This window comes from Corallococcus sp. CA054B, assembly GCF_003611625.1.
GTDB classification, from domain to species: Bacteria; Myxococcota; Myxococcia; order Myxococcales; family Myxococcaceae; genus Corallococcus; species Corallococcus coralloides.
Map to the genome: position 1 here is coordinate 1 of NZ_RAVY01000255.1, position 12,081 is coordinate 12,081.

Consider the following 12,081-nt stretch of genomic DNA (forward strand, 5'->3'; position numbering starts at 1 on the left):
GGTCGTCATTGCGTCCCCCGCCGCGAGCGTGGTCTTCAGTGCCGCCATGCCCGGCGAGTTCGACCTCATCCAACGCTTCCTCGCCTGCTTCCCGCGCGCGCGGGTGCCGGTGGGCCCGGGAGACGATTGCGCCGTGCTCGCTCCATCCAGGGGCGCGCTGTGCGTCACCACCGACGCCGTGGTGGAGGACGTGCACTTCACCCGCGCGACGTTCTCCGCCGCGGACATCGGCCACAAGGCGCTCGCGGTGAACCTGTCGGACCTGGCCGCCATGGGCGCCACGCCGCGCTGGTTCGTCTGCGCGCTCGCGCTGCCCCGGGACTTCCCCGCCCGCGAAGTGTCCGCGCTGGGCCGGGGCATGGCCGCGCTCGCGAAGGCCCACCGCATCATGCTCGTGGGCGGCAACTTCACCTCCGCGCGCGAGGTGTCCGTCACCCTCACCGTTACCGGGGAGCTGTCCCACGCGCCCCTCACCCGCGCGGGCGCCCGGCCCGGAGACCTCCTCTACGTCTCCGGCACGCTGGGCGACGCGCGCCTGGGACTCCAGCACCTCCAGGCCGGCGTGCGGCGGGGCGCGGCCGTGAAGCGCCAGCGCCGCCCCGAGCCCCGCATCGCCCTGGGGAAGCTGGCCGCGCGCTTCGCCTCCGCCGGGATGGACGTGTCGGATGGACTGGCGCAGGACCTGGGCCACCTGTGCGCCGCGTCCCGGGTGGGCGTGGAGCTGGAGCTGGACCGGCTCCCCTTGTCACCCGCCGTGCGCGCGGCGCTGGGACCGGAGGGTGCCCTGCGGGGCGGGGAGGACTACGAGCTGCTGCTCGCCGTCCCACCTTCACGCATGCAGGCGTTCGAGCGCGCGTGTGCCCGCGCCGGGCAGGAGGTGACGCGCATGGGCGTGCTCACCCGGGAGAGGGCGTTGCGAATCCGGGACGCAGGGGGGCATCTTCTGACCCCTCCAGGGGGATTCGACCACTTCACCCGGACAGGCAGGCAGATCCGGCCGGATGATTGACCCGTACCGGACAGCAAGGCTAAACCCCTGGGCTGTTTTCCGCCCCTCCCGCTGAAAGCACCCCGTGCGCCGCCCCCTTCGCGACGACCCGTCCTCTGGCCTCACCCCCCGGCGCGAGCCGGTGCAGCGACTGCTGCGCGCTGTCGAGGGCCCCAAGGTGGTCCGCGAGCAGTCCCTGCACCGGAAGATCACCACCGGCTACATCCTGCTGGGCCTGCTGCTGGGCACGTGGCTGCTCTGCACGGAGAGCCTCTTCGACGCGTCCTGGGGCCGCTGGAGCTTCATCATCCGGGTGGGCGTGGGTGTGCTCATCACCTTCGGCGGCGCCACGTTCCTGCCGTCGCTGCTGGCGCGCGTCACCCGCGTGAAGGTGCTCAGCCGCTCCGCCTTCGAAATCTCGCAGGGTGACCTGTCCAAGCCCGTGGCCGCGGAGGTGCACAGCACCCGCGACGAAATCGACGAGCTGACGGGCGCCATCTCTCGCATGCAGGAGAACCTGCGCGAGCTGGTGGGCAAGATTCAGGACACCGCCAAGAGCGTGGCGGACACCGCCATCGACCTGCAGCGCAGCGCGGAGAACGTCAACGGGTCCACGGAGGAAGTGGGCTCGTCCATGGAGAAGATCGCCAGCGGCGCGGAGACCCAGTCGCAGCTGGTGTCCCAGGCCTCCAAGGTCATCACGGAGATGGCCGGCAGCATCCAGCGCACGGCGGCCAGCGCCCTGGACGCGGCCCGCACGTCCGCTGAGACGAGCAGCAGCGCGGAGGACGGCTCCAAGGCGGCGCGGCTCGCGGGCGACAAGGTGAAGAAGGTCTTCAACCGCATCGAGTCCGCCAGCCAGCAGGTGTTCGCCTTCGGCGAGAAGACGCAGGAGATTTCGAAGATCGTCGACGCCATCACCCAGGTGGCGCAGCAGACGAACCTCCTGGCCCTCAACGCCACCATCGAAGCGGCGCGCGCGGGCGAGTACGGCCGCGGCTTCGCGGTGGTGGCGGATGAGGTGCGCAAACTGGCGGAGAGCGCGGGCCGCTCCGCGGAGCAGATTTCCCGCCTGGCGCGCGACATCTCCGGCCAGTCCACCTCCGTCGTCAGCGCCATGAAGGAAGGCATCGCGGAGCTGGCGGAAGGCCGTGAGGACCTCACCGACATCATGCGCTCCATGGGGGCCATCACCGACACCGCCCGCAAGGGCGCGGAGAAGGTGACGCTCATCTCCGACAGCACCCGCGACCAGATGAAGGGCAGCGAGGAGATGGTGAAGGCCATCGAGGAGATCAAGCTCGTGGCGAAGAACAACGCCAGCTCCACGGAGGCCATCCAGGCCGTCATCCAGGAGCAGACGGCCGCGGTGTCGCGGATGACGTCGCTGGCGAGCGAGCTGACCAACCTCTCCGTGGAGCTGCAGAGCGTGGTGCGCAGCTTCCGCCTGGGGCCCTGAAGCCCCCATCCCCCGCCTTTAGCCGCCTTCCGGCACAAGGGCCTTCACCGTGCGGCACGTCATCTTCCGGGTCGAGAAGGAACGCTACGGGTTGCCCTTGTCGGCCGTCCGGGAGGTCGTCGTCCCTCCGGAGCGCTACACCCGTGTACCGCGGGCCCCCGCCGCCATCACCGGGGTGATGAACCTGCGGGGCCGGGTGGTGACGGTGGTGGAGCTGCGCCAGTTGCTCCACCTGCCAGAAGGTCCCACGCCCCTGTGCCGGGTCGTGCTACTGGACCGGGGTCGCAGGGATTTGGGGCTCCTGGTGACGGACGTGGACGGCATCGAGGCGGTGGAGCGCGTCAGCGCCGCGCCGGGCAAGGTCATGCCCGCGATTCGCGGCGTTGCCCGCCTGGGCGGCCTGGGAGTGACCGTGCTGGATCCGGAAGGACTTGATGCGGCGGTCGTTGCCTTGTTCACTCCCTCCAAGTGAGTAGCCCCCCGGAAACGGCCGGTGATAGGGTGCGCTCCCTCTAGGCCTGAAACGGAGGCGGAGTTCTTCACATGGCTAAGCGGGTGCTGGTCGTCGACGACGCCATCTTCATGCGCAACATGATCAAGGACATCTTTGCGTCTGGAGGGTTCGAGGTCGTCGGTGAGGCGGCCAACGGCCTGGAGGCCGTGGAGAAGTTCAAGGAGTTGAAGCCGGACCTCACGACGATGGACATCGTGATGCCCTTCAAGAGTGGCATCGAGGCCACGCGGGAAATCATCAAGGCCGACAGCAGCGCGGTCGTCATCATGTGCTCGGCGCTCGGGCAGGAGAGCCTGGTGATGGAGGCCATCGAGGCGGGCGCCTCGGACTTCATCGTCAAGCCGTTCCGGGCGGAGGACGTGCTGGCGGTCGTCAAGAAGGTGCTGGGCGAGGCCTGAATCGGCGCGCGAGGGGCCGCTGCCGCCCGGGTCGCGGCCCTGTCCGCCTGTGAAGGAGGTGCCGGGTCATGACGATGGACATGTCCCGGTACCTGGGCCTCTTCATCTCGGAGGCCACCGAGCACCTGGAGGCGCTCGGACGGGACCTCGTGGAGCTGGAGCGCGAGGCCACCGCCAGCACCGTGGACTCGATGTTCCGGCACGCCCACTCGGTGAAGGGCATGGCGTCGTCCATGGGCTTCGAGCCCATCGCGATGCTGGCGCACCGGGTGGAGGACCTGGTGGACGCGGTGCGGCAGGACCGCAAGCTCCTGGACCGGGACCTGGTGGACCTGCTCTTGAGTGCCACGGACACGCTCACGGCCCAGGTGCGCGCCGTCTCGGCCAACCGAGAACCGGAGCTGGCGGAAGGGTTGCTCAAGCAGCTGGGCACCCGCGTGCAGTCGCTCACCGGCCACGCCCCCGCCGCGACCCGCGTGGCCCACGTCAACGTCCTCAAGCCCGCGACCCCGTCCGGAGATGACGGGGAGGGCTCGGGAGGCGGCGAGGGCCCTTCGGGTGCTTCGGGTTCGGGGACGCCGGGCGGTGCCGCCGGGCCCGCGCCGGGTTCGGGGACGCCGGGAGGCTCCGCGGCTTCGGCCTCGGGAACCTCCGCGTCGAGCGGAGCCGAGCCCTCGACCCCGGGGGACACCACCTCCGGTGGCGCCGGACCTTCGACCCCGGAGGCCTCCGGTTCGGGCGCTTCCAGCTCCGCGGTGCCCTCTGCCCTGGCGGTGATGCCGCCGGCCACGCTGATGCCGCCTCGCGACCTGAGCGGCCCGGATGTCCTCTACGGGGCCCCGGGCGCGCGGTCCCTGGCGGTGGTGCCGGAGAACGACCCTTCCGCCTCCGTGGTGCTGGCCTCCGGGCTCAAGGCCGTGACCAGCGTCGCGGACGGCAAGTCCGGCGTGCCCCGCTGGTCGGTGCGCCTGCGCATCTCCCCCACGTGTCAGGTGCCCGGCGTGCGCGCGTTCCTCGTGCACAAGCGGCTGTCCTCCCTGGGCACGCTGGTGGACCTGCGCCCGCCCCTGGAGGAACTCAAGGCCGGCCGCATCCCGGACGGCTACATCCAGGTGGACATGGAGACCGGCGTGGGCGACGCCGGCATCCAGGCGGCCCTGCGCAACGTGGCGGAGGTGGAGGTCGTCTCCGTCGCTCCGGCCGTCCCGGAGCCGCCCGTGCTCCCCGTCGCCGCGCCCACGTCGGACCCGGCGCGCGCCACCGCGGACGCGGGCTCCCGCACGGTGCGCGTGCGCACGGAGCTGCTCGACTACTTCCTCGACACGGTGGGGGAGCTGATGCTCGCCACCGCGCGCCTGCGCGAAGTGGGCAAGGTGCTGCCGGAGAACACGCGCCCCGCGCTGGAGGAGGGCGTCTACCGGCTGCACACGCTGGTGAAGGACCTGCACGACAAGGTCATGAGCGCGCGCATGACGCCGCTGTCGCTCATCACCGACCGGCTGCCCCGCGCCGCGCGCGACCTCGCCCGCCGCAAGGAGCGCGAGGTGGAGCTGGTCATCACCGGCGCCGAAATCGAGCTGGACCGCGCCATCCTCGACGAGCTGGCAGACCCGCTGCTGCACCTGTTGCGCAACTGCATCGACCACGGCCTGGAGTCCCCGGAGGAGCGGGCGGCCGCGAAGAAGTCCGCGCGCGGCCGCGTCACCGTAACCGTGCGCCGCGCCCGCGACCGCGTCATCATCGACATCGAGGACGACGGCCGGGGCATGGACCCCGCGAAGCTCAAGGCCTCCGCGCTCAAGCGCGGGCTCATCACCGAGGACGCCGCCCACCGCATGGCGGACCGCGACGCGTTCCTCCTGTCGTGCCTGCCGGGCGTCTCCACCGCCAAGGACATCACCGACATCTCCGGCCGCGGCGTGGGCATGGACGCGGTGAAGCGCGTGGTGGAGAGCGTGGGCGGCACGCTCGAAATCGACAGCGAGCGCGGCCGGGGCACGACCTTCACGCTGCGCCTGCCGCTCACCGTCGCCGTGGTGCACCTGCTCCTCGTCGAAGTGGGCGAGGAGGTGTTCGGCCTGCCCATCGCCAAGGTGGTGGGCGCCACGGAGGCGGATCCCCAGGCCCTGAGCAAGAGCCGTGAGACGGCCCTGCTGCCCCACGGCAACGGCCTGCTGCCGGTGCACGCGCTGGAGGTGCTCCTGGGCGTGCCCGCCGCGCCGAAGCCGGGCTACCGTCCCTTCGTGGTGATGGAGGGCGACGCCGGCACCGGCAAGGTGGCGCTGGCGGTGGATCGCCTCCTGGGGCAGGAGGAAGTCGTGCTCAAACCCTTGTCCCGTCCCCTGGACTTGCTGCCGGGACTGTCCGGCGTGACCATCCTGGGCAGCGGTCGTCCCGTGTTCATCCTGGACGTCCCGAGGTTACTGACCGCGTGAGCCCCCCCCTGCCCAGTGACGCGCAGCTCGACGCCCTGCGCGAGGTGGCCAACATCGGCTGTGGACACGGCGCCAACGCCCTGGCCCGGCTGGTGGGTGGCCGCGTGGACCTGTCCGTCCCCGAGGTGCGCGTCACGGACGCCACCCAGGGGCCCGCGCTCTTCGCGGATGACGCCCCCGCCGTCGCCGTGCGCCTGGGCATGACGGGAGGGCTGCGCGGCGCGCTGGTGCTGGCGATGCCGTCCGTGGACGCGGAGGCGCTGGAGTCCGCGCTGCTGCGCGGCCACCCGGCCTCCCCCGCGGAGCGCGAGAGCGCCCTGGCCGAGGCCGCGAACATCCTCGCCAGCGCGTGCCTGTCCGCCATCGGGCGGCTGACGGGCTGGCGGCTGTTGCCCTCCGTGCCCCAGCTCCAGCGCGGGCCCGTGCGCCCGGTGCTGGCGGGCGTGCTGGGCGACGTGGAACCGGGGCCCGGCGTGGTGCTGGCGGCGCGCTTCTCGGCGCCCGGGCCCACGCCGCTGGGCGGACAGATGCTGCTGGTGCTGGAGCGCGGGAGCGCCCAGGCGCTGCTGTCCCGGCTGGGCCTCTAGGTCCGCCTGGAGGCGCGGGGGCGGCTGGGGTAGACCGCTCGCCCATGGACGAGAAGGCGCTCAGGGCCCTGCTGGGCCAGGTGAAGACGGGCAAGGTCAGCCTGGACGACGCGGTGGGCAAACTGAAGGACCTGCCGTACGCGGAGCTGGGCTACGCGACGGTGGACACGCACCGCAACCTGCGGTTCGGCTTCCCGGAGGTCGTGCTGGGCGAGCCCAAGACGGTGGAGCAGCTCCTGGGCATCGTCGGCGCGCTGGTGGAGCGCAAGCAGACGGTGCTGGTGACGCGGCTGCAGCCGGACAAGGCCGAAGCCCTGGTGGCGCGCTTCCCCAAGGGCGAGTACCACCCGGTGGCGCGCATCTTCCACCTGGCCCAGCGCAAGGTGAAGGCGGGCCGCGTGGCGATCGTGACGGGCGGCACCAGCGACATCCCCGTGGCGGAGGAGGCGGCGCTCACCGCGCAGGCCATGGGCGCGGACGTGCGGCGCGTCTACGACGTGGGCGTGGCGGGCATCCACCGGCTGCTGCGACGGCGTGAAGAGATTCAAGAGTGCCACGTCGCCGTGGCGGTGGCGGGCATGGAGGGGGCGCTCGCGTCCGCGCTGGGCGGCCTCGTCGGCATCCCGGTGGTGGCGGTGCCCACGTCGGTGGGCTACGGCGCGAACCTCGGGGGCATCTCCGCGCTGCTCTCGATGGTGAACTCGTGCGCCTCCAACGTGGCCACGATGAACATCGACAACGGGTTTGGCGGCGGCTTCTACGCGGCGCTCATCTCCCGCACCAAGGGACGGAGCTGACAGGCCATGCGGCGCATCCTCTACCTGGAGCCCGTGGGCGGCATCGCCGGGGACATGTTCCTGGCGGCGGGCATCGACCTGGGCGTGTCACCGGACGCGATTGCGCAGGCGCTCTCCGGCCTCAACGTGCCGGGCTGGAAGCTGGCGGTGTCGCGCGCGGTGCGCCACGCCATCAGCGGCACGCACCTGGACGTGGTGCTGGACGCGAAGGAGGCGCACCCGCACCGCGCCTACGCGGACATCCGCCAGCTGATTGAAGCCGCGCCCACGCTGCCGGAGCGCGCGAAGGCGCGGGCCCTGGCGGTGTTCCGCGCCATCGGCGAGGCCGAGGCGAAGGTGCACGGCGTGTCCATCGACGCCATCCACTTCCATGAGGTGGGCGCGGTGGACTCCATCGTGGACATCTGCGGCGCCGCCGTGGTGCTGGAGCTGTTGGGCGACCCGGAGGTGCACGCCGCGCCGCCGCCGCTGGGCAGCGGCACCATCCGCGTGGCGCACGGCCAGATGCCCATCCCCGTGCCCGCGACGCTGGAGCTCCTGCGCGACGTGCCCGTGCGCTTCGAGGGCGTGGGCGAATTGACGACGCCCACGGGCGCGGCGCTGCTCAAGGTGCTGACGAAGATTGGCCACCCGCCGGACTTCATCGTGGAGAAGGTGGGCTACGGCGTGGGGACGAAGGACTTCCGCGACCGGCCCAACGTGCTGCGCGCGTCGCTGGGCCGCGTGGAGACGCAGGCCACCGAAGGGCTGTGGGTGGTGGAGGCGAACCTGGATGACGCCACGCCGCAGCTCCTGGCGCACCTGGTGGAGCGGCTGCTGGAGGTGGGCGCGAAGGACGCGTGGGTGTCCCCGGTGGTGATGAAGAAGGGCCGGCCGGCGCACCTGTTGGGCGCGCTGGTGGAGGGCGGCCTGCGCGAGGCGGTGGTGGACGCGCTGTTGCGTGAGTCCACGTCGCTGGGCGTGCGCTACCACCGGGTGGAGCGCCACGCGCTGGAGCGCGACTTCGTGGAGGTGGACACGCCCTGGGGCAGGGTCCGCGTGAAGCGCGGCCTGCGGGACGGCCGGGTGCTCAACGCACACCCGGAGTTCGACGACTGCGTCCGGCTGGCCCGTGCGGCCGGTGTGCCGGTGAAGCAGGTGATGGCCGCCGCGATGGCGGCGCTTACGCCGGCCGGGCCAGCGTGATGACACCGAAGGCCGCGCCGCCGGGGTCGGCCACGATGGCGATGCGGCCGTAGGGTGAGTCGAACGGCTGCATGAGCACCTTGCCGCCCTTGGCGGTGACGGTGGCCGCGGCCTCGTCGGTGTTGGCCACGGCGAAGGTGATCATCCAGTGGGGCTCCACCCCGGCGGACGTCTTGTCGTCGAGCTGCATCACGCCGGCCTCCTCACCGCCGTCCTTCTTCAGGACCCAGTACTGCATCCGGTCGTCCGGCATCTTGTCCGCCGTCATGTCGAAGAGATCCTTGTAGAAGGCGACGGCCTTCGCGCCGTCGCGCGTCTTGGCCTCGAACCAGGCCGTGGCGCCGGGCTCGTTCACCAGTCCCGAGCCGGGGAACTGGTTGGGCTGCCAGAAGCCGAAGGGCGCGCCGGTGTTGTCCGCACAGAAGGCCATGCGTCCCGCGTCCATGACGTCCATGGGCTCCAGCATCACCTTGCCGCCCAGCTCCTTCAGGCGGGCGACGGAGCGGTCCACGCTCTCCACGGCGAAGTAGGTGTTCCAGATGGGAGGGAACGGCGCGTCGCTGGGACGAGGCATCAGCGCGGCCACCGGGTGGCCCGCCTTGTGGGCCATCGTGTAGTGGCCGTTCTCCTTCGAGCCGGCCTCGAACGTCCAGCCGAACAGCGCCCCGTAGAAGTCCTGGGCCTTCTCCAGGTCCCAGGCCATCAGGTCCACCCAGGACACCGTCCCCGCAGCGTGCTTCGTCATCGCAGGCATCGTCGCTCCCCTCGCAGTGCGCCCGGCGGGAGGCCGGGGCTACCTGCAAGGTAACAGCGGAGCGGAAGCGGGCTGAAAGGATTTTCAGTACTGCTTCGCGTCAGCGGCGGGGCTGACGCGCGAGCCCCTGCGCGAACGCATCCGTGTTGCTCGCCACCACGCACACGGGCAGGTCCTCCACGAGTCCGCAGAGCGCGCCCGCGTCGAGGAAGGGGCGCACGTGCGGCGGCAGCACCACGTACGCGGTGCTCGCGTCCAGACCTCCCGAAGGCAGGGGCGCGCGGCACTCCGCGGCCAGCGCCTCCGGCGTGCGCGACGCGTAGCCGCTGTTGAACGTCAGCTTCAGCCGGTACGCCTGATACGCCAGCGCGTTCACCAGCGGCTCGTCGTAGCGGCACACCCACTGCACCTGCGGCGGGAAGAGGGCCAGGTGTTGATAGGAGCCCTTCAGCGCGTCCCACTCCGCGGACTTCAGGCGGTGGAAGCGCACGGGCTTGAAGAGGGCGCTCTTCTCCTCGCGCACGTCGTACGCCTGGAGCGCCAGCGCCACCGTCAGCGCGGCCACCGTCACGGCGGGCACGCCGCGCCACAGGCGCGCCACCAGCAGCACCGCGCCGACGACGAGCAGGTAGTGCAGCGGCCAGACGAAGCGGCCGGACGCGCGGAACGCGTTCGTCGCCTTCGTCAGCGGCGCGTACAGCGCGCCCAGGTCCGCCACCGGCTGGCCCAGCCACGTCACGCGGGACGACAGCGCGTAGACGGCCATGAGCAGCACCACCACCGCCGCGGGCAGCACCCGGCGCCAGTCCAGCGTGCGCGCCTCCCGCATGCGCGCGAACAGGCTCACGCACGCCACGACGCCGAGCAGCAGCGCCCCCGCGCCCAGGTAGCCGAAGCCCTCGCCCTGCCGGGGCGCGGCGGGCAGGTCCGGCAACAGGCGCCCCCAACCCATGGGGTTCACCAGCGTGGCCAGGTCCGCGGAGAAGTCCCCGAAGCCCTCCGCGCCCAGCCCGCTGCCGCCGAAGTAGCCGAAGAGGGCGAACAGCCCCACGTCCAGCGCCGCGATGCCCCCGCACAGCGCCGCGACGCGCGCGGGGCCGAGCTTCCGGCTCCAGGCGAGCCGCACCCCGAGCGTCAGCGTCAGCGGCATCAACATGGCCACCCAGTACGGATGGGTGCCTGCCGCGATGGCGTTGAAGAGGGCCGCCAGGCCCAGGCTCCGCGTCGCGACTCTCGCGTCCGGGATGTCCCGCAGGTTGAGCCACAGCAGGGCCAGCAGCAGCCAGTGCGCGCACAGCGTGGGGTGGCCGAAGCGCGCCGCCATCACCGGCGACAGCGCCAGCAGCGTGCCGCCCAGCGCCATGGGCACCGGGCGCGGGGACACCGTCTCCACCAGCTTCGCGCCGAAGTACCCCATCAGCGCGTAGCACAGGGCCAGCCACGGCCCGGTGTACTGGAAGTCCACGGGCAGCAGCGGCGACAGGGGCTTGAAGAGCAGCGCCGCCCACGGGTTTCCGTCCGTGAGCGCCACCGACGAGCCGTACGGATAGAAGTGGTTGGGCGCCGCGCCCAGGGGCAGCGTCCAGTCCGCGTTGCGGAAGAAGAGCCAGCCGAAGATGTGCGCGGCCCAGTCCTCGCGCATCATCCAGTCGATGCGCGTGGGCGGCAGCACCGGCCCGCCGCCCAGCCACAGGAACCAGCCCAGCCCGCCGAGCACCGCCAGCGCTCGCGCCACGACGAGGGCCCGGTGGGACGTGGACGAAGAGGGCGGCGGACTCAGGGAGGGGGCGGGCTCGCTCACGGCGCGGCGACTGTAGGCGCCCGCTTCCGTGCCCCGCAACCGCGCGCTTCCCGCGCGGGGCTCACGGGCAGTACTGCACGTAGCGCAGGCCGCGCGTCGTCGGCAGCGCGCCGCCGTCTGGCAGGTGGTCGTAGTGCACGTAGGAGAAGCCCGCCTGCATCCGGTCCTGGTCGTCCACGTGGACCGCGGAGGGACCGGGGAACGCGTTGCCACCGTCCCGCGTCTCCAGGACGAACGGAGGCGTCGCACCGTAGGCGCTCGTGCCGGAGATGGACCGGATGACCACCTGGCTGGTGCTCCCGTTCTCGAACGCGTTCACGTCCGCGTCATCCAGCAGCACGTGACGGATGTCCGGGTAGCGGGTGTTTCGCATCAGCGCGGGGCCCCGGCTCAGGTAGGCCCCCAGTCCGTAGGACTTCCAGCCGCTGGCCTCCTTCGTCCACAGCCACGCCCCCTGGGTGTTGGAGCCCACCAGGGAGGGCCGCCCCGTCGCGTCCACCTCGAGCGCGATGCGGTAGCGCGGCGAGCTCAAGGGAAGCCACCAGTCCAGCGGCTCCTCGGTCCAGGTCCCTGACGCGTTGCTCGCGTACACGACCTGGTTCTGCATGCCGTACGTGCGCACCAGCGCGATGTGGATGTGCCCCGCCGCGTCCACCACCATCCGCTCGCGGTCACCCCGGGGCCCGACGCCCTCCAGCGGCGTCATGATCCAGTTCCCCGAGCCGTCGCGGGTTCCGAGCACGTAGCCCACCTGGGGATGGAGCAGGCCGATGAGCAGGTGCGGTGCGCCCTGGGCGTCGAGCGCGAGCGCCGTGGACCAGCCGGTGACGAGCAGCTGCGCCTGCCAGACCCCGCCCGTGTCGTGCGCGTAGCCCACCGCGGTGCCCTGCTCGTACATCACGTGCCGCGTGCCATCCGCGGCCACCGCCATGGACATTTCAAAGGGGCGCGCCACGCCCTCCACCTGCACCGGCACGTCGCCCGGCCGGGTGGTGCCGACGTAGAGAAGTTCGTTCTTCGAATAGGCGTAGTGGCCCACGCCCTGCGCGTCGAAGACGAAACTGGCGGTGAGGCTGTCGATCTCCTCGTCCAGCACCCGCGTCGTCCAGCCCCGCCCCGCGCCGCACGCGCCCCCGTCCGGGACCGGCTCTCCCCCTGTCTCT

Annotated in this window: 11 protein-coding genes; 8 read left to right on the forward strand and 3 right to left on the reverse strand. The window is 71.9% G+C overall.

The features are described from left to right. The first annotated feature begins 46 nt into the window (after window positions 1-46). The 8 genes from thiL (at window position 47) to larC (ending at window position 8,363) form a co-directional block, all read left to right on the forward strand. Window positions 47-1,009 (forward strand): thiamine-phosphate kinase, encoded by a 963-nt coding sequence (gene thiL / locus D7V80_RS37040; protein ID WP_120592567.1) that lies wholly within the window; start codon window positions 47-49, stop codon window positions 1,007-1,009. Between the two features lie 64 nt (window positions 1,010-1,073). Beyond that, a complete protein-coding gene (locus D7V80_RS37045) occupies window positions 1,074-2,447 on the forward strand; it encodes a methyl-accepting chemotaxis protein (protein WP_014400069.1) in 1,374 nt (457 codons plus the stop codon). A 49-nt stretch (window positions 2,448-2,496) separates the two neighbouring features. Continuing rightward, a complete protein-coding gene (locus D7V80_RS37050; protein WP_120592561.1) occupies window positions 2,497-2,919 on the forward strand; it encodes a chemotaxis protein CheW in 423 nt (140 codons plus the stop codon). A 71-nt stretch (window positions 2,920-2,990) separates the two neighbouring features. Beyond that, on the forward strand, window positions 2,991-3,359 hold the full coding sequence (locus tag D7V80_RS37055) for a response regulator (RefSeq protein ID WP_014400067.1): 369 nt from the start codon (window positions 2,991-2,993) through the stop codon (window positions 3,357-3,359). A 68-nt stretch (window positions 3,360-3,427) separates the two neighbouring features. Further along, complete coding sequence (locus D7V80_RS37060; RefSeq protein ID WP_120592562.1) at window positions 3,428-5,794, forward strand: chemotaxis protein CheA; 2,367 nt, start codon at window positions 3,428-3,430, stop codon at window positions 5,792-5,794. Next, on the forward strand, window positions 5,791-6,381 hold the full coding sequence (locus D7V80_RS37065; RefSeq protein WP_120592563.1) for a chemotaxis protein CheC: 591 nt from the start codon (window positions 5,791-5,793) through the stop codon (window positions 6,379-6,381). Before D7V80_RS37060 ends, D7V80_RS37065 begins: the two co-directional genes overlap by 4 nt. 44 nt (window positions 6,382-6,425) lie before the next feature. Continuing rightward, the gene (larB, locus tag D7V80_RS37070; protein WP_014400064.1) at window positions 6,426-7,178 is read left to right on the forward strand and encodes a nickel pincer cofactor biosynthesis protein LarB; all 753 of its coding nucleotides are present in this window, start codon (window positions 6,426-6,428) and stop codon (window positions 7,176-7,178) included. Between the two features lie 6 nt (window positions 7,179-7,184). Beyond that, window positions 7,185-8,363 (forward strand): nickel pincer cofactor biosynthesis protein LarC, encoded by a 1,179-nt coding sequence (gene larC, locus D7V80_RS37075; RefSeq protein WP_120592564.1) that lies wholly within the window; start codon window positions 7,185-7,187, stop codon window positions 8,361-8,363. On the opposite strand, the gene D7V80_RS37080 is transcribed toward larC, so the two are convergent. From D7V80_RS37080 to D7V80_RS42005, 3 genes are all read right to left on the reverse strand, one after another. Then, window positions 8,341-9,108 (reverse strand): VOC family protein, encoded by a 768-nt coding sequence (locus tag D7V80_RS37080; RefSeq protein WP_158616762.1) that lies wholly within the window; start codon window positions 9,106-9,108, stop codon window positions 8,341-8,343. The two genes, larC and D7V80_RS37080, sit on opposite strands and share 23 nt — an antisense overlap. A 109-nt stretch (window positions 9,109-9,217) precedes the next feature. After that, window positions 9,218-10,918: a DUF6311 domain-containing protein gene (locus D7V80_RS37085; RefSeq protein ID WP_233586007.1), complete on the reverse strand. Its 1,701-nt coding sequence runs from the start codon at window positions 10,916-10,918 to the stop codon at window positions 9,218-9,220. Window positions 10,919-10,979: 61 nt separating this feature from the next. Then, on the reverse strand, window positions 10,980-12,081 hold a 1,102-nt coding region (locus D7V80_RS42005), incomplete at its 5' end, for a hypothetical protein (protein WP_158616763.1).

Coding starts and splice junctions, on each gene's coding strand:
- thiL (WP_120592567.1), top strand. CDS start 47: ATGCCCGGCGAGTTCGACCTCATCCAACGCTTCCTCGCCTGCTTCCCG.
- D7V80_RS37055 (WP_014400067.1), top strand. CDS start 2,991: ATGGCTAAGCGGGTGCTGGTCGTCGACGACGCCATCTTCATGCGCAAC.
- D7V80_RS37060 (WP_120592562.1), top strand. CDS start 3,428: ATGACGATGGACATGTCCCGGTACCTGGGCCTCTTCATCTCGGAGGCC.
- larB (WP_014400064.1), top strand. CDS start 6,426: ATGGACGAGAAGGCGCTCAGGGCCCTGCTGGGCCAGGTGAAGACGGGC.
- larC (WP_120592564.1), top strand. CDS start 7,185: ATGCGGCGCATCCTCTACCTGGAGCCCGTGGGCGGCATCGCCGGGGAC.
- D7V80_RS37080 (WP_158616762.1), bottom strand. CDS start 9,108: ATGACGAAGCACGCTGCGGGGACGGTGTCCTGGGTGGACCTGATGGCC.